Source organism: Comamonas denitrificans (assembly GCF_042654745.1).
GTDB lineage: Bacteria > Pseudomonadota > Gammaproteobacteria > Burkholderiales > Burkholderiaceae_C > Comamonas > Comamonas denitrificans.
The window spans coordinates 58,692-78,838 of the sequence record NZ_JBHSEY010000010.1; the positions used below are offsets into that span (position 1 = coordinate 58,692).

18 protein-coding genes and 1 riboswitch are annotated in these 20,147 nt (G+C 62.9%); of the genes, 11 read left to right on the plus strand and 7 right to left on the minus strand.

Features of this window, described 5'->3' with window-relative positions:
- Positions 1–6 precede the first annotated feature (6 nt).
- The 4 genes from ACFO24_RS02225 (at position 7) to ACFO24_RS02240 (ending at position 3,911) form a co-directional block, all read left to right on the plus strand.
- Positions 7–1,482: an NADH-quinone oxidoreductase subunit M gene (locus ACFO24_RS02225; RefSeq protein WP_207573842.1), complete on the plus strand. Its 1,476-nt coding sequence runs from the start codon at positions 7–9 to the stop codon at positions 1,480–1,482.
- A gap of 27 nt (positions 1,483–1,509) precedes the next feature.
- Positions 1,510–3,006, plus strand: a complete 1,497-nt coding sequence (nuoN, locus tag ACFO24_RS02230) for an NADH-quinone oxidoreductase subunit NuoN (protein ID WP_377736563.1) — start codon at positions 1,510–1,512, stop codon at positions 3,004–3,006.
- A gap of 20 nt (positions 3,007–3,026) precedes the next feature.
- The gene (locus ACFO24_RS02235; protein WP_207573844.1) at positions 3,027–3,335 is read left to right on the plus strand and encodes a DUF2818 family protein; all 309 of its coding nucleotides are present in this window, start codon (positions 3,027–3,029) and stop codon (positions 3,333–3,335) included.
- An 84-nt stretch (positions 3,336–3,419) separates the two neighbouring features.
- Complete coding sequence (locus tag ACFO24_RS02240; protein ID WP_377736565.1) at positions 3,420–3,911, plus strand: DUF1178 family protein; 492 nt, start codon at positions 3,420–3,422, stop codon at positions 3,909–3,911.
- Positions 3,912–4,129: 218 nt separating this feature from the next.
- Here the strand turns inward: ACFO24_RS02240 and metE are convergent, their stop codons facing one another.
- Positions 4,130–6,400, minus strand: a complete 2,271-nt coding sequence (metE, locus tag ACFO24_RS02245) for a 5-methyltetrahydropteroyltriglutamate--homocysteine S-methyltransferase (RefSeq protein ID WP_377736566.1) — start codon at positions 6,398–6,400, stop codon at positions 4,130–4,132.
- Positions 6,401–6,506: 106 nt separating this feature from the next.
- Between metE and ACFO24_RS02250 the strand changes: the two genes are divergently transcribed.
- The 6 genes from ACFO24_RS02250 (at position 6,507) to ACFO24_RS02275 (ending at position 13,508) form a co-directional block, all read left to right on the plus strand.
- Entirely contained in the window at positions 6,507–7,418 is a 912-nt protein-coding gene (locus ACFO24_RS02250) for a LysR family transcriptional regulator (protein ID WP_377736756.1), read from the plus strand.
- A gap of 125 nt (positions 7,419–7,543) precedes the next feature.
- A complete protein-coding gene (locus ACFO24_RS02255; RefSeq protein ID WP_377736567.1) occupies positions 7,544–8,200 on the plus strand; it encodes a DUF924 family protein in 657 nt (218 codons plus the stop codon).
- 71 nt (positions 8,201–8,271) lie between these two features.
- Positions 8,272–9,861, plus strand: a complete 1,590-nt coding sequence (locus tag ACFO24_RS02260) for a methyl-accepting chemotaxis protein (RefSeq protein WP_377736568.1) — start codon at positions 8,272–8,274, stop codon at positions 9,859–9,861.
- A gap of 6 nt (positions 9,862–9,867) precedes the next feature.
- Positions 9,868–10,120, plus strand: a riboswitch (cobalamin riboswitch).
- Between the two features lie 76 nt (positions 10,121–10,196).
- Complete coding sequence (locus ACFO24_RS02265; protein ID WP_377736569.1) at positions 10,197–12,077, plus strand: TonB-dependent receptor domain-containing protein; 1,881 nt, start codon at positions 10,197–10,199, stop codon at positions 12,075–12,077.
- Positions 12,077–12,970 (plus strand): ABC transporter substrate-binding protein, encoded by an 894-nt coding sequence (locus ACFO24_RS02270; protein WP_377736570.1) that lies wholly within the window; start codon positions 12,077–12,079, stop codon positions 12,968–12,970. The genes ACFO24_RS02265 and ACFO24_RS02270 overlap by 1 nt, the downstream gene beginning before the upstream one ends.
- Before the next feature lie 10 nt (positions 12,971–12,980).
- Complete coding sequence (locus ACFO24_RS02275) at positions 12,981–13,508, plus strand: hypothetical protein (RefSeq protein ID WP_377736572.1); 528 nt, start codon at positions 12,981–12,983, stop codon at positions 13,506–13,508.
- Between the two features lie 12 nt (positions 13,509–13,520).
- Here ACFO24_RS02275 and yddG read toward each other — a convergent pair whose 3' ends face one another.
- Entirely contained in the window at positions 13,521–14,411 is an 891-nt protein-coding gene (yddG, locus tag ACFO24_RS02280) for an aromatic amino acid DMT transporter YddG (protein WP_377736573.1), read from the minus strand.
- A 269-nt stretch (positions 14,412–14,680) separates the two neighbouring features.
- Here yddG and bfr point away from each other — a divergent pair, with 269 nt between their 5' ends.
- Positions 14,681–15,148 carry a bacterioferritin gene (gene bfr, locus ACFO24_RS02285; RefSeq protein WP_377736575.1) on the plus strand — a complete coding sequence of 156 codons (468 nt, stop codon included), beginning with the start codon at positions 14,681–14,683 and terminating at the stop codon, positions 15,146–15,148.
- A gap of 34 nt (positions 15,149–15,182) precedes the next feature.
- Here bfr and fghA read toward each other — a convergent pair whose 3' ends face one another.
- The 5 genes from fghA to maiA are packed head-to-tail and all read right to left on the minus strand — an operon-like array spanning position 15,183 to position 20,129.
- Entirely contained in the window at positions 15,183–16,019 is an 837-nt protein-coding gene (gene fghA, locus ACFO24_RS02290; RefSeq protein ID WP_377736757.1) for an S-formylglutathione hydrolase, read from the minus strand.
- Between the two features lie 2 nt (positions 16,020–16,021).
- Positions 16,022–17,158, minus strand: coding sequence for an S-(hydroxymethyl)glutathione dehydrogenase/class III alcohol dehydrogenase (locus tag ACFO24_RS02295; protein ID WP_377736576.1), 1,137 nt, complete (start codon positions 17,156–17,158; stop codon positions 16,022–16,024).
- 31 nt (positions 17,159–17,189) lie between these two features.
- Positions 17,190–18,203: a tRNA (adenosine(37)-N6)-dimethylallyltransferase MiaA gene (gene miaA, locus ACFO24_RS02300; protein ID WP_377736577.1), complete on the minus strand. Its 1,014-nt coding sequence runs from the start codon at positions 18,201–18,203 to the stop codon at positions 17,190–17,192.
- Positions 18,190–19,410 carry a multidrug effflux MFS transporter gene (locus tag ACFO24_RS02305; protein ID WP_377736578.1) on the minus strand — a complete coding sequence of 407 codons (1,221 nt, stop codon included), beginning with the start codon at positions 19,408–19,410 and terminating at the stop codon, positions 18,190–18,192. Before ACFO24_RS02305 ends, miaA begins: the two co-directional genes overlap by 14 nt.
- A gap of 50 nt (positions 19,411–19,460) precedes the next feature.
- On the minus strand, positions 19,461–20,129 hold the full coding sequence (gene maiA / locus ACFO24_RS02310; RefSeq protein ID WP_377736758.1) for a maleylacetoacetate isomerase: 669 nt from the start codon (positions 20,127–20,129) through the stop codon (positions 19,461–19,463).
- Positions 20,130–20,147: the final 18 nt, after the last annotated feature.

A 20,147-nucleotide genomic window follows, 5' to 3' on the forward strand; every position in this document is an offset into this window, starting at 1 on the left:
AGAAAAATGGGTTTGTTGAGTCTTGCCATTTGGCTCCCGATTGCCTTTGGCGTACTGCTATTGACATTGGGACGCGATAGCCAAACCGGTGCTGTGCGCTGGTTGGCCCTGCTCGGTGCTTTGCTGGGATTGGTGGTAACCATCCCTTTGATCGCCGGATTTGATACCAGCACTGCACAAATGCAGTTTGTGGAAAAAATGCTGTGGATTGAACGCTTTAGTGTTCACTACCACCTCGGCGTGGATGGGCTGTCGTTCTGGTTTGTGCCGCTGACGGCATTCATTACCGTGATTGTGGTGATTGCCTCGTGGACAAACATCCAAGAGCGCGTGAACCAGTACATGGGGGCCTTCCTGATTCTGTCTGGCCTGATGATTGGCGTGTTTGCGGCGCTGGACGGGTTGCTGTTCTACGTCTTTTTTGAAGCCACGCTGATCCCCATGTACCTGATCATTGGTATCTGGGGCGGCCCCAATCGCATTTACGCGGCCTTCAAGTTCTTCTTGTACACCCTGCTGGGTTCGCTGCTGACCTTGGTCGCCATCATCTACCTGTACAACGCTGCAGGTGGCAGTTTTGACATCTTGACCTGGCACCAGCTTCCCCTGGGCAAGCTGCCGCAAACCCTGGTGTTCTTCGCCTTCTTCGCGGCATTCGCTGTCAAAGTGCCCATGTTCCCGGTGCACACTTGGCTGCCCGATGTCCACGTGGAAGCGCCCACGGGTGGCTCGGCCGTACTGGCGGCCATCATGCTCAAGCTGGGGGCTTATGGCTTTTTGCGTTTCTCTATGCCGATTGCCCCGGATGCTGCGCGGGAGTGGGCCTGGCTGATCATCACCTTGTCGCTGATTGCGGTGCTCTACGTCGGCGTGGTGGCCTTGGTGCAAAAGGACATGAAAAAGCTGGTCGCCTATTCGTCGGTCGCGCACATGGGTTTTGTCACCCTGGGTTTCTTCGTGTTCAACGACATTGGTGTCTCTGGCGGTATTGCGCAGATGATTGCCCACGGTTTTGTCTCGGGCGCGATGTTCCTGTGCATTGGTGTGTTGTATGACCGGGTGCACTCGCGTGAGATTGCCGACTACGGCGGCGTGGTCAATGTCATGCCCAAGTTCTCGGCGTTTGCCCTGCTGTTCTCCATGGCCAACTGTGGCCTGCCTGCCACCGCTGGGTTTGTTGGCGAGTGGATGGTCATTCTGGCCTCGGTGAAGTTCAACTTCTGGATTGGCGTACTGGCCGCTTCGGCGGTGATCTGGGGCGCGGCCTACTCCTTGTGGATGTACAAGCGCGTTTACCTGGGCGAAGTGACCCACGCGCACGTGAAGAACATGCAAGACCTCAATAGCCGTGAGTTCCTGGTACTCAGTGTTTTGGCGATTGCAGTGCTGTTCATGGGGATTTATCCCAAGCCCTTTACCGATGTGATTGACCCCTCCGTGCAGCAGCTGTTGCAGCACGTGGCCCAGTCCAAGCTTCCCTAAAGACCAGACTGAACAGAGAGATTTCAAATGATTGACAACATCAGCTGGCTTGCTGTCTACCCCGAGATCATCCTGATGGTCATGGGTTGTGTGATCGTCCTGGCCGATCTGGGCGTAAGCAGCTTTCGCCGTACCGGCACCTATGTGCTGACCATGCTGACCTTGGCGGTAGTCGCCATCATGCAAGCCATGTATGCCGCCAACGGCAACACCGTGTATGGCTGGAGCAATATGGTCGTCTCTGACGCCATGGGCAACTGGCTCAAGTGCTTTGCCACCCTGTCCATGATGGTGGCCCTGGTCTATGCCCGCCCCTACTCGGCCGATCGCGGCATGTTGCGCCATGGTGGGGAGTTGTTCTCCCTGGCCATCTTCTCGCTGCTGGGTATTTTCATCATGATCAGCAGCAATCATCTGCTGGTGCTGTACCTCGGCCTGGAGCTGCTCACCCTGTCCAGCTACGCCATGGTGGCGCTGCGCCGCGATCATGAGGCATCGGTCGAAGCGGCCATGAAGTACTTCGTGCTGGGTGCGATGGCCAGCGGCTTCTTGCTGTATGGCATGTCCATGATTTACGGCGCGACCGGCACGCTGGACATTGGTGAAATCTTCAAGGTGATTGACGCGGGCGAAACCAAGCCGCAAATCCTGGTGTTTGGCCTGGTGTTCCTGGTGGCGGGCCTGGCCTTCAAGCTGGGGGCTGTGCCTTTTCACATGTGGATTCCCGACGTGTACCACGGTGCGCCCACTTCGATCACCCTGATCCTGGGCAGCGCCCCCAAGCTGGCCGCCTTTGCCGTGGTGATGCGCCTGCTGGTCGATGGCCTGTTGCCGCTGGCGGCAGATTGGCAGCAGATGCTGGCCTTTATGGCGATTGCCTCGTTGCTGATCGGCAACCTGGTCGGTGTGGTGCAGACCAACCTCAAGCGCATGCTGGCTTACTCCACCATTTCGCACATGGGCTTTTTGCTCTTGGGCCTGATGTCTGGCGTGGTCAATGGCGAGGTGGACACCGGTACCGCCCAGACCGCCTACAGCGCTGCCATGTTCTACGTGGTGACCTATGTGCTGACCGCCTTGCCCGCCTTCGGCATCATCTTGCTGCTGGCGCGCGAAGGCTTTGAGAGCGAGGAAATCGCCGATCTGGCCGGCCTGAACCAGCGCAGCCCCCTGTACGCCGCCATCATGACGATTTGCATGTTCTCGCTGGCCGGCATTCCGCCGCTGGTGGGCTTTTATGCCAAGCTGTCGGTGCTGGAAGCATTGGTGGCCACGGGTTCGAGCTTCAACATCGCCCTGGCCGTGTTTGCGGTGCTGATGTCGCTGATCGGTGCTTTCTACTACCTGCGTGTGGTCAAGGTCATGTACTTTGACAAACCTTTGACCGCCGGCCCCATCGTTGCGCCGATGGATGTGCGCTCGGTGCTGTCCTTCAACGGCTTGCTGGTGCTGATTTTGGGCATCTTCCCCGGTGGTTTGATGGGCCTGTGTGCCGATGCCATCGTGCGGGCGCTGACTTCGTAATCCATCATGGAAGGCGTTGTGTGAGTCAAACTGCTGCGATTTGGCTGGTCATTGTGGCCGCTTTCTTGGCGGCCAACCTTCCCTTCGTGAATGAGCGCTGGCTGCTGGCGGGCCCGCGCCCCCAGCAGGGCAGCAAGCCCTTGTGGGCGCGGTTGGGGGAGCTGTTGCTGCTGTATTTTGCTGTTGGTGGCATGGCCTTGGCGCTGGAACACCGTGCCGGGCAGATTTACCCGCAAGGGTGGGAGTTTTATGCGGTGACCTGGGCCTTGTTTTTGACGCTGGCCTTTCCGGGTTTTGTCTATCGCTATTTGGGCAAGCACCGCAGTTAAGCCCTTGCTCCTTTATCCTCACGGCATCTTTCGCAGATGCCGTTTGTTTTTCTTCATCGTTTTTATTTTGCATGAGGGGCTGCCATGAAGGTTTTTGACTTGCACTGCGGCCAAGGTCATATTTTTGAGGGCTGGTTTGGCTCCGAAGCCGATTACCAGGATCAACAACAGCGCGGCCTGCTGGAATGCCCTGTGTGTGGTGATGGGGCGATTACCAAGGGCTTGAGCGCCCCCCGGTTGAACTTGGGGGCGGCTGCGCCCCAGCCGCCTTCTTCTGAAGCCTCCGCCGCCGTGCCCCAGCAGACCCGGTCATTGACTACGCTGCCTGGCAACGCCCCAGAAAAACTCCGCGCGCTGCAGGCGGCCTGGCTGCAACTGTCCCGCCAATTGGCCCAGGCCAGTGAGGATGTTGGCACGCGCTTTACCGAGCAGGCCCTGGCCATGCACCGGGGCGAGCAGGAGGAAAAACCCATTCGTGGCCAGGTCACGCCCGCGCAAGCCCAGGAATTGGTGGAGGAGGGCGTGCCCATCGTGCCCCTGGCTTTGCCCAAGGTCAGCGGCGAGACGCTGCAATAAGTGCTGCATTAGGGTTTGCATTAGGCGTTGCATTAGGCGTTGCATTAGGCGTTGCATTAAGCGCTGAGGCTGCCGCGCAGCCCCATAAAAAAAAGCCCCACTCGTTCGAATGGGGCTATTTTTATAGCTGCTTGCGCTGATGAATAAACGATTTCAAAGATAAATAGTCTTTAAGTCGTTTATTTTTATGTGGAACAAGCTCTGCTATTTAATTTCATTCATGCCGCAGCACGCAGCTCTTGGGCGGCGGCCACCATGGCCTGCAGCGCTGGGATGACTTCGCCCCACTGGCGGGTTTTCAGGCCGCAGTCCGGGTTCACCCACAGGCGCTCGGCGGGGATGCGCTGGGCGGCTTTTTGCATCAGCTGCACGATGTGCGCCTGCGTGGGGATGTTGGGCGAGTGAATGTCGTACACGCCGGGGCCAATCTCGTTGGGGTAGTGGAAGTGCTCAAACGCGTCCAGCAGCTCCATGTCCGAGCGCGAAGTCTCGATGGTGATCACGTCGGCATCCATGTCCGCGATGGCGGCAATGATGTCGTTGAACTCCGAATAGCACATGTGGGTGTGGATCTGCGTGCTGTCCTGCACGCCGTTGGCGCTGATGCGAAAACTCTCGATCGCCCAGTCCAGGTAGTTGTGCCACTGGCTCTTGCGCAGGGGCAGGCCCTCGCGCAGCGCAGCCTCGTCGATCTGGATGACGCGCACGCCGGCTTTTTCCAAATCCAGCACTTCCTGGCGGATGGCCAGCGCCAGCTGCTTGCAGGTGGTGGCACGCGGCTGATCGTCGCGCACAAACGACCAGTTCAGGATGGTCACCGGGCCGGTGAGCATGCCCTTCATGGGCTTGGCCGTCAGCGATTGGGCGTAGGCAATCCACTCCACCGTCATGGCCTGGGGGCGGGCGATGTCGCCAAACAGAATCGGCGGCTTGACGCAGCGCGAGCCGTAGGACTGCACCCAGCCGAACTGGCTGAAAGCGTAGCCTTGCAGCTGTTCGCCAAAGTATTCGACCATGTCGTTGCGCTCGGCCTCGCCATGCACCAGCACGTCCAGGCCCAGGGCTTCTTGCTCGCGCACGCTGCGGGCGATTTCTGCCTGCATGGCGGCTTGGTATTCGGCCGTACCGATGCGCCCAGCCTTGAAGTCGCTGCGGGCGCGGCGGATGTCTGGCGTTTGCGGGAAGGAGCCAATCGTCGTCGTCGGGTAGGCGGGCAGGCGCAGGTGGGCCGCCTGCTGCTGGGCGCGGACGGCGTAGGGGCTTTGGCGCTGGCCCAGGGCGGCGGTGATGGCGGCCACGGCAGCCTGCACTTCAGGGCGGTGTACGCGCGGCGAGGTGCGCCGCTGTTCCAAGGCAGCGGCGTTGGCGGCCAGTGCCGCCTGCACGCTGGCGCGGCCCTGGTTCAGCGCCTGGCCCAGCACGTGCAGCTCGTGCAGTTTTTGCTTGGCAAAGGCCAACCAGTTTTTTACCTCGGGGTCGAGTTTTTCTTCGCTGTCCAGATCGACCGGCACATGCAGCAGTGAGCAGCTGGGGGCCAGCCACAGGCGCTCGCCCAGGCGCTCGGCCAGGGGTTCAAGCCAGTCCAGCGTGGCGCTCAGGTCGGTTTTCCAGATATTGCGGCCGCTGATCACGCCCAGCGACAGCACCTTGTGCGCGGGCAGCAGGCCGATGAGTTGCTGCACGTCGCCCGCATCGTGCGTTGCGTCCACGTGCAGCCCGGCCACGGGCAGGTTGGCGGCCAGGTATTTGTTGTCCAGCAGCGGGCCAAAGTAGCTGGCCAGCAGAATTTTGACCTTGCAGCTTTTGAGCTGGTGGTAGGCGGTGTTCAGGGCGTGCTGCCAGTCGGCATCCAGCTCGGTGACCAAAATCGGCTCGTCCACCTGCACCCACTCCACGCCCTCGGCGGCCAGGGTGTCCAGCAGTTGGGCGTACACGGGCAGCAGGCGCTCCAGCAGGGCCAGCTTGTTGCTCTCGTCCTTGGCCTTGCCCAGGGCCAGGTAGGTGACGGGGCCGATGATGACCGGCTTGGGATTCACGCCCTGGGCGCGGGCCTGGGTCAGTTGCTGCACCAGGCGTTGGGGGTTCAGCTTGAACTGGGTATCGGCCGTGAATTCGGGGACGATGTAGTGGTAGTTGGTATCAAACCACTTGGTCATCTCGCCAGCGGCCACGCCAGTGCTGTCGCCTGCGCTGCGGCCCCGGGCCACGCGAAAGTACTGGTCCAGTTCGCTGCCGGGCAGACCCTGCACGCGCTCGGGCAAGTGGCCCAGGGTGAAGCTCATGTCCAGCACCTGGTCGTACAGGGAGAAATCCCCCACGGGCACATAGTCCAGCGTGGACTGCAGTTGCCAGTGCTGCTCGCGCAGCCAGGTGCTCAAAATATTCAGCTGCTCAGCGCTGGCTTCGCCGCGCCAGAACGCTTCCAGGCCAAATTTCAGTTCGCGCTGCGCACCGATGCGGGGAAAACCGAGGTTATGAATAATGGTCATAAAGATTGCTTTCTTTCAACAAGTTGGTTGGATGAGTGCAATCCTATTCGGGTCGATGTATGAAGTAAAATGGTAATAATTCACCTATCTATTATTTTTACTCATGATTTTAGAGCGCATCCATCTGGCCATCGTGCAGGCCGTTGAGCAGCACGGCTCTTTGACCGCGGCGGCCGAGCGCCTGTGCGTCACCCAATCGGCCCTGAGCCACAGTGTGCGCAAGCTGGAAGAGCGCCTGGGCACCGCCCTGTGGCTGCGCCAGGGGCGCAGTCTGCGCCTGACCCCGGCGGGGCAGCAAGTGCTGATCCTGGCGCAGCGGGTGCTGCCGCAACTCGAGCAGATGGAGACCAAGCTGGCGCAAATTGCCCAGGGCCAGCGCGGCAGCCTGCGCATTGGCATGGAGTGCCACCCGTGCTACCAGTGGTTGCTCAAAGTGGTGGCACCCTATCTGGCCGCGTGGCCCGATGTGGAGGTGGATGTGAAGCAGAAATTTCAGTTCGGCGGGCTGACGGCGCTGCTCGATTACGAGATTGACCTGCTCGTCACCCCCGACCCGGTGTACCAACCGGGCTTGGTGTTTACCCCAGTGTTTGATTACGAGCAGGTGCTGGTCGTCAGCCGCCACCACCCGCTGGCCCAGGCCGACTATGCCCGGCCCACCGACTTGCAGCACGAGACGCTGATCACCTACCCCGTCCCGGCCGAGCGGCTGGACATCTTCACCCAGTTTCTGCTGCCGGCCGGTAGCGCACCGGCGGTGCACAAAAGCATTGAAACCACCGACATCATGTTGCAAATGGTGGCCAGTGGTCGGGGCGTGGCGGCCTTGCCACGCTGGTTGGTGCTGGAATATGCCCAGCGCCTGGCCGTGCGGCCGGTGCGCCTGGGCCCGCAGGGCGTGGCCAAGCAGATTCATCTGGGGGTGCGCAGCGATGAGCAGGGCATTGATTACCTGGCGGCCTTCATCGCGCTGGCCCAAGAAAATAATGAAATGATGGCTGCAACCGCTGATCAATAAAGGGATTAACTATTGTTTATGCGTGAAATTGTTTATTTATAAGCGGTTAAAGCTCTTGTTTTAAATGCGCCAACCCGCTTTTTCATTGTTTGTGTCTGGAACCTGTTGAAAGAAAGCCCGTACCCATGACTGCCTTTGATTTTTCTGCTGCTGCCCCCGTCCTCGACCCCCGCCTGGCCCAGGTGCTGGAATACTGGCTGGGCAGCGAGCGCCCCAGCAACGCCAGCGCCCTGGCCCGACAAAGCCTGTGGTTCACCAAATCCGAGGCCACCGACGAAGAAATCCGCAAGCGCTTTGGTGCCGTTTTGCTCGAAGCCCTGGCCGGCAAACTGCACGCCCAGGCGCAGCACCCGCTGGGGTGGCTGGCCCTGCTCATCGTGCTGGACCAGTTCACGCGCAACGCCTACCGGGGCACGGCCAAAGCCTTTGCGGGCGATGCCCAGGCCCTGGCCCTGGCGCAGCAGGGCATTGATGCGGGCTGGGACCAAGACCGGGCCATCCCCCTGGCGGCGCGGATTTTTTGCTACCTGCCGCTGGAGCACGCCGAAGATGCCGCCTTGCAAACGCACAGCGTGATTGCCTTCGAAGACCTGGCCGCGCAGGCGCAGGAGGCGGGGGATGCCCAGGTCAGCCACCTTTTGGCGGGTGCGCTGGATTACGCCCAGCGCCACCAGAGCGTGATTGAACAGTTTGGCCGCTTTCCGCACCGCAACCGCCCGCTTGGGCGCAGCAGTACGGCCGACGAAATGGAATACTTGAGTAAACCCGGTTCTGGGTTTTAGTGGCATGTTTCGGCTGGTAACGTGCAGTGATCTTCACCGCACTTTTTTATTTCCTTCAACGTTGAATGTGCATGCTCAAACTTCTCTCTCCCCTGCACCATTGGCGCATCGGTGCCCGCTTGTTTGTTGCGTTTGGTGCCGTGCTGGCTTTGCTGCTGGTGGTTGCCGTGGTCGCCGTGTGGAATCTCAATACCTTGAGCCATACCACCCGCCACATGACGCAGGTAGCGTGGGCTAAAGCCGATGCCGCTTCCCGGCTGGGGCTGATTGCGGCGCTCAATGCCCGGCGCACGGCGGAGCAAGTCTTCAGCGATCCGCAGCGCCGCCAGCAATTGCGCGATGAAATTGTGGCCTCGCGCGAGGCATTCGTGGTGTCCATCAAACGTCTGCAAGAGCTGCTTTTTCTGGATGAAGGCAAAGCGCTGCTGGCAAAAATTGAGCAGGCCCGGGGCATTTACGTCCAGTCCCAGACCAAGTTTTATGCCCTGCTGGATGCAGGCGACATGGAGGGGGCAACCCACGAGCTGCAAACCGTCACCCTGGTGCAATTGGCGCTGATATCGCAGTATTGCCAGGATTTGTCCGATCTGGAGAACCGCTTGGCCCAGGAAGACGGTGCCCAGGCCGTGGCCGCTGCCGATTGGGCCCGTTGGATTGTGATTGCCACGGGCTTGATTGCCGCAGCCTTGGGGATGGGCCTGGCGTGGGTGATCACCCGCTCCATTACCCGCCCGCTGGTGCAAGCCGTTGGGGTGGCCCAGTCTGTGGCGCAAGGGCAGTTGGGCAATGCGATGGCGATTGACCGCTCTGACGAAACGGGCGACCTGCTCCAAACCCTGCAGGCGATGGACCAAAGCTTGGTGCAAATCGTCACCAACGTGCGCCAGGGCAGCGATGCCATTGCCACCGCCACCACACAAATTGCCACGGGCAACCTGGATTTGTCTGGGCGCACCGAAGAGCAGGCCAGCGCCCTGGAGCAAACCACGGCCGCCATGCACGAGTTGTCGGGCACCGTCTCGCAGAATTACGAAAGCGGCAAACAGGCTTCCGCGCTGGCGGAAACCGCCGCCCAGGTGGCCATGCGCGGTGGCAAGGTGGTGGCCGAGGTGGTGGACACCATGGAGGCGATCAACACCTCCTCGCGCAAGATTGCCGACATCATCGGCATCATCGACAGCATTGCCTTCCAGACCAACATCCTGGCGCTGAACGCTGCCGTGGAAGCGGCCCGCGCCGGTGAGCAGGGCCGGGGCTTTGCCGTGGTGGCCAGCGAGGTGCGCGCCCTGGCCGGGCGCAGTGCCGATGCGGCCCGCGAAATCAAAGGCCTGATTGCTGAATCGGTGGGCAACGTCAGCAACGGCAGCACCCAGGTGGAAAAAGCGGGCAGCACCATGGATGAAATCGTCGTCAGCGTGCGCCGCGTGGCCGACATCATGCGTGAGATCAGCGAAGCCAGCCAAGACCAAACCGTGGGCATTGCCCAAATCAACCAGGCCATGCAGCAAATGGACCAGGTCACCCAAGAAAATGCCGCCTTGGTGGAAGAGGCCGCCGCTGCGGCCCAGTCGCTGCAAAGCCAGGCGCAGGCCCTGGTGCAGACCGTCAGCGTGTTTCACACTCCGGCATCTTCCCAGCCGCAATACGCCTTGGGGGCCTGAACAGCCTCTAGAATCGGCCCCTTTGGTGCTCGCAGGGCGTTTCTGTCCCTGCGGTTAAACGGGAAACATGGCCGCTGGCGCGTCGCTACCGACGCACCAGCGCAGCATGTACTGCCCCCGCAACAGTGTGCGCAAGGGCCTTGGAAGCCGTTCCAAGGCCCTCCTTCCGTCTCGTAAAGCCACTGCAGCCCTGGGCTGTGGGAAGGCGACGGCCAAGGAAAACGCCAGTCTGGATACCGGCCAAAAAAGGGGCTGGTGTGCAAGCCAACAAATTGCATGCCAGTGAATGATTGCCGTGGCGGGGACGCCGGGGCGGGTCTGTTCTGATTTTTACCATGCAAAACTTGAATTTTTCCTGCGCGTCGCCTGCCGGTGCGCGCCTGCCGGTGCATTTTTCGTTGGCGGCCATCGCCTGTGCCGTCTTCACCCACACCGCCATGGCACAAGAGGCTGCGCTGCAAGAAACCGTGGTCACCGCCACACGCACCGAAAGCCGTTTGGATGCAACTTTGGCCGATGTGACCGTCATTACCCGCGCACAACTGGATGCGGTGGGCCCGGGCCGCTCGGTGGCCGAGGTGTTGCAGCGCCTGGCGGGCGTGCAATTGTCCAGCTACGGTGGCCGCGGGCACATGCAAACCGTGTTTCTGCGCGGCGCGGGCAGCAGCCACACGCTGCTGTTGGTCGATGGCGTGCGCTACGGTTCGGCCACGACAGCCGCCCCGGCGCTGGCCAACCTGCCGCTGGAGCTGATCGAGCGCATCGAGGTGGTCAAAGGCCCGGCCTCGGCCCTGTACGGCAGTGAGGCCGTGGGTGGGGTCATTCAGGTGTTCACCAAGCGCGGCCAGGGCACGGGCAAGCCCTTGCTGGGCAATGCCGAGATCACGCTGGGCGATTACGGCCACAAGTCCGGCGCAGTCGGGCTGCGCGGCGAACAGAACGGTTTTGACTACCAGTTGAACCTGAGCCGTGTGACCGAGCATGGCATTTCCGCTACCAATGCCAACGACGGCGGCTACGACCCCGACCGCGACGCCTTCGACCAGACCGCCGCCCAGGTGGCCGTGGGTTATGCCTTCAACGCCGATTGGCGCGTGCAGGCGCAGTGGATGCAGTCCCGGGGCACGGTGTTCCTCGATTCCGGGCCGGGCAGCCATGACGACCTGCGTACCGAAGTCGGGCGCGTGCAGCTCCAGGGCCAGGTGCTGCCGCGCTGGCGCAGCACGGTGTCGGTGGGGGAATCGACCGACAAGCAGATTGGCCTGCAGCAGGCCTGGGGCGACTACCACTTCACCACCCGCCAGACCGAATACAAGTGGGACAACACCATCGCCACCCCCCTGGGCATGGTCTTGGCCGGGGTGGAGCGGCTGGAGCAGAAGGTGGACACCTCGAACCACTACGCCGTCAACAAGCGGACGGTGGATGCCGTGTTTGCAGGCCTGAACGGCAGCGTGGGGCGGCACTCCTGGCAGGTGAATGTGCGCAACGACGACAACTCGCAATTCGGCGACTTCACCACCTACGGCCTGAGTTATGGCCTGGAGCTGGTGCCGGGGCTGCGTGCCTATGCCGCCCATGGCAAGAGTATGCGGGCGCCTTCGTTCAATGACCTCTACTACGTTTCCGCATGGGGGCCGCAGTACAGCGGCAATCCCAACCTGCAACCGGAAAAGGGCAAGAACAACGAAATCGGCTTGCAATGGAGTCAGGGGCCGCACAGCGCCAAGCTGCTGCATTTCGACAACAAAATCCAGAACCTGATCGCCTCCGGCACTACCAGCATGACCAACGTAGCAGGCACCACACGCCTGAAGGGTTGGACTGTGGAATATGGCTTTGCCTACCAGGGCTGGGCCGTGGCCGCCGCCTACGATTACCTGGATGCCAAGCAGGCCGATGGCCAAACACCCGTGCGCCGCGCCAAACACCAGGCCAGCCTGACGGTGGACAAGCAACTGGGTGCCTGGCGCCTGGGCACCAGCCTGCTGCACGTGGGCAGCCGCAAGGACACGGACTTCAAACCCTGGCCTGCCGTGCCTGTCACCCTGCCCGCCTACACCACGGCGGACGTGTACGCGCAGTACCAGTTCACGCCCGAATGGTCGCTGCAAGCACGTATCGCCAACCTGGGCAACGTCCGCTACGAAACCGCCTACGGCTACAACCAACTGGGCCGCGCCGGTTATCTGACGTTGAAATGGGCCATGCGCTAATGGCGTGGCGCTTGCTGCGGGCCGCAGTGGCCACCGTGGCCGCAAGCGTGGCGCTGACCGCCGGGGCGCAAACCTCGGCGGCAGCCCCGGTCCCGCAGGCGGCGCCGCAGCGCATCGTCTCCCTGCTGCCCTCGGCCACCGAAGCGGTGTGCGCCCTGGGCGCGTGTGAGCGCCTGGTGGGGGTGGATGATTTTTCGCTCGATCCGCCCCCGGTGCAGGCACTGCCCCGCCTGGGGCGCACCTGGGAGCCGTCGATCGAGGCGGTGGTACACCTGCGCCCCGACGTGGTGTTTACCGGGCGCACCCCGCCCGTGCAGCAGCGCTTGCAGGCCCTGGGCTTGCACGTGGTGGAGGTGGATGCGCTCACCATTGCCGATATTGAGAGCGCTTTGCGCAAGATTGATAAAGCTTTGCAGCTTCATACAGCGGAAATTGCCATTAAAAATATGCGCCAAGAGCTACAAGAAATAGCAAGCACGGCCCAGGCACGCCGCCCGGGTCTGCCGCCGCCACGGGTGTACATCGAAGTGGACAACGCCCTGTATGCCGCCGGCCCCGACTCGTTCATGGGCGAGCTGCTCAGCCACCTGGGGGCCGAAAATATTGCCGCTGGCAGCAGCACGCCGTTTCCCCAGCTCACGCCGGAATATGTGGTGCGGGCCGATCCTGACCTCATCATCCAGTCGCACACGGCGGCCAGCTTGCACGCTTTGGCCCAGCGCCCAGGCTGGGGGCGTTTGCGGGCGCTGCGCCTGGGGCAGGTGTGCCAGCTTTCCGCACCCGAGACCCGCACCCTCACCCGCCCGGGGCCGCGTTTGGTCGAAGCGGCCCGCATCCTGGCGCGGTGCCTGGGCCAGCTGCCCGGGCACACGCCAGCGCACGCTGCACCATGAAAGCATTCCTATGAAATCCAGTCGCCACTACGGGGAGCTGTGCTACCCCTTTATCCACGAAACGTCCACGCTGTGCGACTTTGAAATGGTCACCGACGAGCTGTGTACCCTGATCGGTATGGCCCTGTCGGCCATGCCGCCCGAAATGGCCGACCTGGCGGCCGACCTGGACCAGTTGCAGCCCTTGGCGTTTCACGTCAATGGCTCGATTCGTGGCACGCTGGCGGTGGAAGAAGCCGACGTGCAATGGGTGGTGCAGCGCCTGCGCCACTACCAAGACGCGCTGGGCGCGCGCCAGCACACCTTCATCCTGCCCCGGGGCACGGTGCCGGTGCCGCAGTTGCACCTGGCCCGCTCCTGCGCCAAAAAAGCCATTCGCGCCTTGGTGCGGGTCGAGCAGGAGGGGCACGCCATCCCCGACGTGCTGCCGCGCATCTGCAACGCCATGTGCAATTTGTTCTTTTTAATGACGCTGGTCGTCAATCGCCGCCGGGGGCTGGACGAAGTGCCCTTTACCAGCAAAAGCTACAAGGTATAGCGCCGCCATGCGCTAGCGCCGCGTGGCCAGCCAGCACAAAATCGCCCCACCGCAGACCATGGCCGCGCCCTGCCAAAAAGCCCAGGACAGCGACGCGCCCAGCAACCACACCGACAGGGCCGAGGACAGCACCGGAATGAAATACGACGCGCCCGCCAGGATGGTGACGTTGCCGTGCAGGATGCCCACGTTCCACGCCGCGTAGCCAAAGCCCATGGCCCCGGCGGCCAGCACCAGGTAAACCATGGCCGCCGCAGTGAAATCCATCGGCCCGCCGCCTTCCAGCCCGTACTTCACCCACAGCGCCAGCGCCACCAGAATAAAAAACAGCGTAACGCCATTTTTGCCCTGGGCGATGCGGGCGGTGACGGTGCAGTAGCCCGCCCAGATCAGCGCCCCGGCCAAGGCCAGGCCGTAGCTCAGCGGGTTGTCTTGCACGTTCGCCGCCATGCCGCGCAGGTCAAAACCTTGCGCACCGCCCAGCACCCAGCCGATGCCGATGATCGACAGCCCAAAGCCCGGCACGATGAGCCAGTTGGCCCTTTGCCGGTTGAACACGATGGCCGCCACGATGGTGAAACTGGGCCACAGGTAATTGACCATGCCCACCTCAATCGCCTGCTGCGCTGTGTGCGCGTAGCCAATCGACAGGGCCAGGCACAGCTCATAGGCCACAAACAGCACGCTGCCCCACAGCAGATAGCGCCGGGGAAAGGCCCGCAGGTCACGCGGCCGGGCACCGCCCACCGTCAGCAGCAGGAATACCGAGGCCACGCTGTACAGCATGGCCGCACCGCCCGTGGGCCCCAGGTGGTCGCTGACGCTGCGGATCAGGCCGACGATGGCGCTCCACAGCACGATGGCGATCAGGCCAATCAAGGTGGCGTGGGTTGGGTTGGGCATGGAAGTTTTATTAAATAAATAGCTATAACCGCTTGTTGTATATGATTTTTAGAGGGTTTTAGTTGAAAAAATCTTACTTGTTCAGCGCAAACAGCTTTGGTTTATATGATTTTTCGGCTTGCGCAGCGTGCTCGGCTTGGCAATGCGAATGCCTTTGCCTACCACTTGCATCCCAGCCACGGGCACCTGGGAATTGTGCCCATCCAGCCGGTGGCCGCCGCCCCCGTGCCCGATACTGCAGGCTTTGCAACCTGAGCGGAGTGAACACCATGCAAGGCCATCCTGAAGTCATCGACTACCTCAAAGAACTGCTGCGCGGCGAGCTGACCGCCCGTGACCAGTACTTTGCCCATTCACGCATCTATGAAGACCTGGGGCTGAACAAGCTGTTTACCCGCATCGACCACGAGATGCAGGAAGAAACCCAGCACGCCGATGCCATCTTGCGCCGCATTTTGCTGCTCGGTGGCCGCCCGGACATGCGCCCCAAAGAGCTGACCCTGGGTGAGAACGTGCCCGACATGCTGCGCAAAGACTTGGCCGCCGAATACGCCGTGCGCGACAACCTGCGCCAAGGCATGGCCCTGTGCGAGCAGCACGGCGACTTTGTCAGCCGCGACATCTTGCTGCAGCAGTTGCACGACACCGAGGCCGACCACACCTATTGGCTGGAAAAGCAGCTCAAGCTGATTGAACAGATTGGGCTGCAAAACTACCTGCAAAGCCAGATGGGTTGAGAGCGTAAACACGTTCCAAGAACGTGTTTACGATCTAAGCGCCCAGCGCCTGGGCGTGGTGGGCCAGGTGGTCGCCGATAAAGCTGGCAATAAAGTAATAGCTGTGGTCGTAGCCCGCGTGGCGGCGCAGCGTCAGTGGGTGGCCTGCGGCTTGGCAGGCGGCTTCCAGCAGCTCGGGGCGCAGTTGCGCGGCCAGAAAGTCATCGGCCAGGCCCTGGTCGATCAGCAGGGGCAGGCGTTCTGAGCGCTCCTGGGCAATCAAGGCCACGCTATCGTGCGCCTGCCACGCGCTGCGGTCGGTGCCCAGGTAGGCGGTAAACGCTTTTTCGCCCCATGGCACTTGGCTGGGTGCCACGATGGGCGCAAAGGCCGACACGCTGGCGTAGCGCCCAGGGTATTTCAGCGCCAGGGTCAAGGCCCCATGGCCCCCCATCGAGTGGCCGCTGATGGCGCGGTGCGTGCTGGCGGGAAAGTGCGCTTCGATCAGCGCGGGCAGCTCCTGCACCACATAGTCTTCCATGCGGTAGTGCGCAGCCCAGGGCGCTTGGGTGGCGTTCAGGTAAAACCCGGCCCCTTGCCCCAGGTCGTAAGCGGCATCGTCGGCCACATCGGTGCCGCGCGGGCTGGTGTCCGGTGCCACCAGGATGAAGCCGTGCTGCGCCGCGCTGTGCTGCGCCCCGGCTTTGGTGATGAAGTTTTGCTCAGTACAGGTCAGGCCCGAGAGCCAATACAGCACCGGGCAGCGCTGCCCCGCCAGCGCCTGGGGCGGCAGGTACACGCCAAAGCGCATGTCGCAGTGCAGGCTGCTGCTGGGGTGCTGCCACACCTGCTGCTGCCCGCCAAAGCAGGCGTGGTTTTCCAGTTGTTGCAGGCTCATGCCACCGTCTCCTTGGCCGTGGGCGCGTAGTGCAGCACGCTGCGGATGCTTTTGCCTTCGTGCATCAGATCAAAAGCGTGGTTGATGTCTTCCAGCCCCATGGTGTGGGTGACAAAGGGGGCCAGCTGGATGCGCTCGGCCATGGCATCTTCCACCATGCCGGGCAATTCGCTGCGGCCCTTGACCCCGCCAAAAGCACTGCCCAGCCAGCGACGGCCGGTGACCAGTTGGAAGGGGCGGGTGGAAATTTCTTGCCCCGCACCGGCCACGCCGATGATGATGCTTTGCCCCCAGCCCCGGTGGGCGCACTCCAGCGCAGCGCGCATGACATTGACGTTGCCAATGCACTCAAAGCTGTGGTCCACGCCCCAGCCGGTCATCTCCACAATCACTTGCTGGATGGGCTTATCGAAGTCCTTGGGGTTGACGCAGTCGGTTGCGCCAAAGGTGCGGGCCAGCTCAAACTTGCTGGGGTTGGTGTCGATGGCGATGATGCGCCCTGCGCCCGCCAGCTTGGCCCCTTGCAGCACCGCCAAACCGATGCCGCCCAAGCCAAACACGGCCACGCTGTCGCCCGCTTGCACCTTGGCGGTGTGTTTGACCGCGCCCAGTCCGGTGGTGACCCCGCAGCCCAGCAGGCAGACGTGTTCAGGGTTGGCAGCGGGGTTGATTTTGGCCAGCGAGACTTCGGCCACCACGGTGTATTCGCTGAACGTCGAGCAGCCCATGTAGTGGTAAATGGGCTGGCCCTGGTAGGAAAAGCGCGTGGTGCCATCGGGCATCAGGCCCTTGCCCTGGGTGGCCCGCACGGCCACGCACAGGTTGGTTTTGCCGCTTTTGCAGAACAGGCATTCGCCGCATTCGGCGGTGTACAGCGGGATCACGTGGTCGCCGGGCTGCACGCTGGTCACGCCTTCGCCCACCTCGACGACGATGCCCGCGCCTTCGTGGCCGAGCACGGCGGGAAAGACCCCCTCGGGGTCATCGCCGCTTAAGGTAAAGGCATCGGTGTGGCACACGCCGGTGTGCGTGATTTTGACGAGCACTTCGCCCTTTTTTGGCGGGGCGACGTCGATTTCGACGATTTGTAGTGGCTCTCCAGCCTTAAAGGCCACGGCGGCACGGGATTTCATAACAGCTCCTTGGGCGGTAAACAAGCTTGGACTATATCGCTCGGCACACCGCCAAAGCGCGGGCGACCAAGGTGGCCTGCGCCTGGGGCGCATCGCAGGCAATCGTTTGCCGCTGGGGCATGCTGCGCAGCCAGGTGATTTGGCGCTTGGCCAGCTGGCGCGTGGCGGCAATGCCTTTTTCGCGCAGGCTGGGTATGTCCACGGATTGGTGGTGGGCGGCGGCGCTGTCCAGCGCCTCCCAGGCTTGGCGGTAGCCCACGCAGCGCATGCTGGGTAAATCCAGGTGCAAATCGCCGCGTTGGCGCAGTTGCTGCATCTCCTGCAGAAAGCCCTCGGCCAGCATGGCATCAAAGCGCTGGGCAATGCGCTTGTGCAGCCAGGCGCGGTTTTCAGGTTCTAAAGAAAAAAAGCCGTTTTCGCTGATGGGGCTTGCGGTTACAGCTCTTGTTTTTGATTTGTGAAAAGCCGACAAAGGCTGGCCGGTGCGCTCCCATACTTCCAGGGCCCGCTGGATGCGCTGGCTGTCGTTGGGGGCCAGGCGGGCGGCGCTGACCGGATCGACCTGGGCCAGCCGGGCGTGCATGGCGGGCCAGCCAATGGCGGCGGCCTCGGCATCCAGGCGCTGGCGCACGGCAGGATCGGCAGTGGGCAGGTCGTCCAGGCCGTCCATCAGGGCTTTGAAGTAGAGCATGGTGCCGCCCACCAGCAGCGGTATGGCGTGGCGCTGGCGGATGGCGGCGATCAGCGCGGTGGCATCGCGCACAAAATCGGCGGCGCTGTAGCTTTGCAGTGGGTCCAGGATGTCGATCAGATGGTGCGGCACCTGGGCCAATTCTTCGGCCGTGGGCTTGGCGGTGCCAATGTTCATGCCGCGATAGACCAGGGCGGAATCAACGCTGATGATCTCGCAGGCCTGCCCGCGTGCCGCCAGGGCGGCGGCCAGGGCCAGGGCGGCAGCGGTTTTGCCGCTGGCGGTGGGGCCAGCAATGGCCAGGCAGGGCAGGGCGAGGGCGCAAGAGGGGGGGGAGGGTTCAAGTATTGGCATCGGGATGGCCGAATTTTTGCACCAATCCCCAAGCAATTGCGCCCAGCAGCACAGAAAACAGCCCCACGCCCTGCACCAATGGCCAGACCGTGCCATTGAGCTGGGCGCTGATCCAGGCCCCGGTGGCAAAGGCCACCAGCATCATCATGAAACCGTTGAAGGCCGAGGCCACGCCGGCTGCGTCCGGAAACGGTGCCACGCAGCCCGATTGCCCACAGGGCTGGTGGATGCCGTGGCCCAGCATGAACAGGTAAAACGGCGGCAACAGGGCCAGCGGCGTATGCCAGCCTGCTGCGGCCACCGCCATGACCAGGCCGCCGCCGCTGACGCTGAGCAGCCCCCCAATGGCCACCGTGCGCGTGAGGCCGAAGCGGGCCATGAGTGCCCGGCACAAAAAGGTGCCGGCGAAGTAGGCCACGCCGGTGGAAAACAGCACGGCCCCGTAGCGGGTGCGCTCCAGCCCCAGCACTTCAATGAAGATGAAGGAGGACGAGGCCAGGAAGACGAACAACCCGCCGTAGGAGGCCGTGGTCAGCAGCGAATAGGCCCAGAAGGTGGGGTGGCGCAGCACCCGGCCCCAGGTGCGCAGCAAGATGGCTGGGCGCAGCGCCTGCGGGTTGGGCTGGGGCAGGGATTCGGGCAGGTGCCGCCACACCATGGCCAGGGTGAGCAGGGCGTAGGCGGTCAGCGCCAGCAGGGCAGAGCGCCAGCCCAGCGCATCGGCCAGCCAACCGCCGATGGGGGCGCACAGGCAGGCGACTACGCCCAGGCCGGTCAGCGCCTTGGACATGGCCCGCGCCCCGGCCACGGGGGTGTACAGGTCGCGCACGATGGCCCGCCCGCACATCACCACCGCGCCCATGGCCACCCCTTGCAGGGTGCGCCACAGGATGAGCAGATCCATGCTGGCCGCCAGGGTATTGCCGATGGAGGCCAGGGTGTACAGCAGCAGTCCGGCCAGCAAAATGGGCCTGCGGCCCCAGCGGTCGGACAGTGGCCCCCAGAAAAGCTGGGAGCAGCCAAACGCCAGCAGCAGGGCGCTCAAAGTGAGCTGCCCCTGCGTTACGCTGGCCCCCAGGGCGTAGGTCAGCGTGGGCAGGGCGGGCAGGTACAGGTCGGTGGTGACGGGCTGGATGCTCAGCAGCAGTGCCAGCACGAGGATGGTGATGCCCGATTCGGCAGCGGCAGGGACGGAAGGGGTGCGCATGGCAGCATTCTGGCGGCAGGGAGACGGGCAAGGAGCGCAAATGCGCTCTTTTATTCCGCGTCCGGCTGCAGCCCTGGCGCGGCCTGGGCAAAAGCGGGCAATTGCTCGCAGGTGGCCACGATGCGCTCAATGGTGGGATAGCCCTGGGTGGGGCAGCCAAAGCGCCGGGCGTTGAACACTTGCGGCACCAGGCAGCAATCGGCCAGGGTGGGGGTATCGCCGTGGCAAAACTGGCCGGTGGCGCTGCTGGTGGCCAGCATCTCCTCCAGCGCGCCCAGGCCCAGGGCGATCCAGTGGGCATACCACGCATCCTTTTGCTGGCTGCTCAGGCCCATGTCCTGGGTGAGGTAGCGCAGCACGCGCAGGTTGTTCAGCGGGTGGATTTCGCAGGCCACCACCTGGGCCAGAGCCCGCACCCGGGCGCGGCCCAGCAAGTCGGCAGGCAGCAGGGCGGGGGCCTGGGGGTAGGCTTCTTCCAGGTACTCCATGATGGCCAGCGATTGGGTGAGGGTGGCGCTGCCGTCTGTTGGTGCCGTGGCCGTTTGCAGACTGGGCACCAGGGCCTGCGGGTTGAGGGCCCGGTAGGCGCTGGTGTGCTGCTGGCCGCCGTCCTTGACCAGATGGACGGCGTGGCTGTCGTAGGGCAGCCCCTTCAGCCCCAGGGCGATGCGCACCCGGTAGGCGGCCGAGCTGCGAAAGTAGGTGTAGAGCGTGAGCATATCGGGCAGGTGTCCTTC

What these genes read in the sequence shown, in the direction of transcription:
- ACFO24_RS02225 (WP_207573842.1), top strand. Translation starts at nt 7, where the DNA reads ATGGGTTTGTTGAGTCTTGCCATTTGGCTCCCGATTGCCTTTGGCGTA.
- nuoN (WP_377736563.1), top strand. Translation starts at nt 1,510, where the DNA reads ATGATTGACAACATCAGCTGGCTTGCTGTCTACCCCGAGATCATCCTG.
- ACFO24_RS02240 (WP_377736565.1), top strand. Translation starts at nt 3,420, where the DNA reads ATGAAGGTTTTTGACTTGCACTGCGGCCAAGGTCATATTTTTGAGGGC.
- metE (WP_377736566.1), bottom strand. Translation starts at nt 6,400, where the DNA reads ATGACCATTATTCATAACCTCGGTTTTCCCCGCATCGGTGCGCAGCGC.
- ACFO24_RS02255 (WP_377736567.1), top strand. Translation starts at nt 7,544, where the DNA reads ATGACTGCCTTTGATTTTTCTGCTGCTGCCCCCGTCCTCGACCCCCGC.
- ACFO24_RS02260 (WP_377736568.1), top strand. Translation starts at nt 8,272, where the DNA reads ATGCTCAAACTTCTCTCTCCCCTGCACCATTGGCGCATCGGTGCCCGC.
- ACFO24_RS02265 (WP_377736569.1), top strand. Translation starts at nt 10,197, where the DNA reads ATGCAAAACTTGAATTTTTCCTGCGCGTCGCCTGCCGGTGCGCGCCTG.
- ACFO24_RS02270 (WP_377736570.1), top strand. Translation starts at nt 12,077, where the DNA reads ATGGCGTGGCGCTTGCTGCGGGCCGCAGTGGCCACCGTGGCCGCAAGC.
- ACFO24_RS02275 (WP_377736572.1), top strand. Translation starts at nt 12,981, where the DNA reads ATGAAATCCAGTCGCCACTACGGGGAGCTGTGCTACCCCTTTATCCAC.
- yddG (WP_377736573.1), bottom strand. Translation starts at nt 14,411, where the DNA reads ATGCCCAACCCAACCCACGCCACCTTGATTGGCCTGATCGCCATCGTG.
- bfr (WP_377736575.1), top strand. Translation starts at nt 14,681, where the DNA reads ATGCAAGGCCATCCTGAAGTCATCGACTACCTCAAAGAACTGCTGCGC.
- ACFO24_RS02295 (WP_377736576.1), bottom strand. Translation starts at nt 17,158, where the DNA reads ATGAAATCCCGTGCCGCCGTGGCCTTTAAGGCTGGAGAGCCACTACAA.
- miaA (WP_377736577.1), bottom strand. Translation starts at nt 18,203, where the DNA reads ATGCCAATACTTGAACCCTCCCCCCCCTCTTGCGCCCTCGCCCTGCCC.
- ACFO24_RS02305 (WP_377736578.1), bottom strand. Translation starts at nt 19,410, where the DNA reads ATGCGCACCCCTTCCGTCCCTGCCGCTGCCGAATCGGGCATCACCATC.
- maiA (WP_377736758.1), bottom strand. Translation starts at nt 20,129, where the DNA reads ATGCTCACGCTCTACACCTACTTTCGCAGCTCGGCCGCCTACCGGGTG.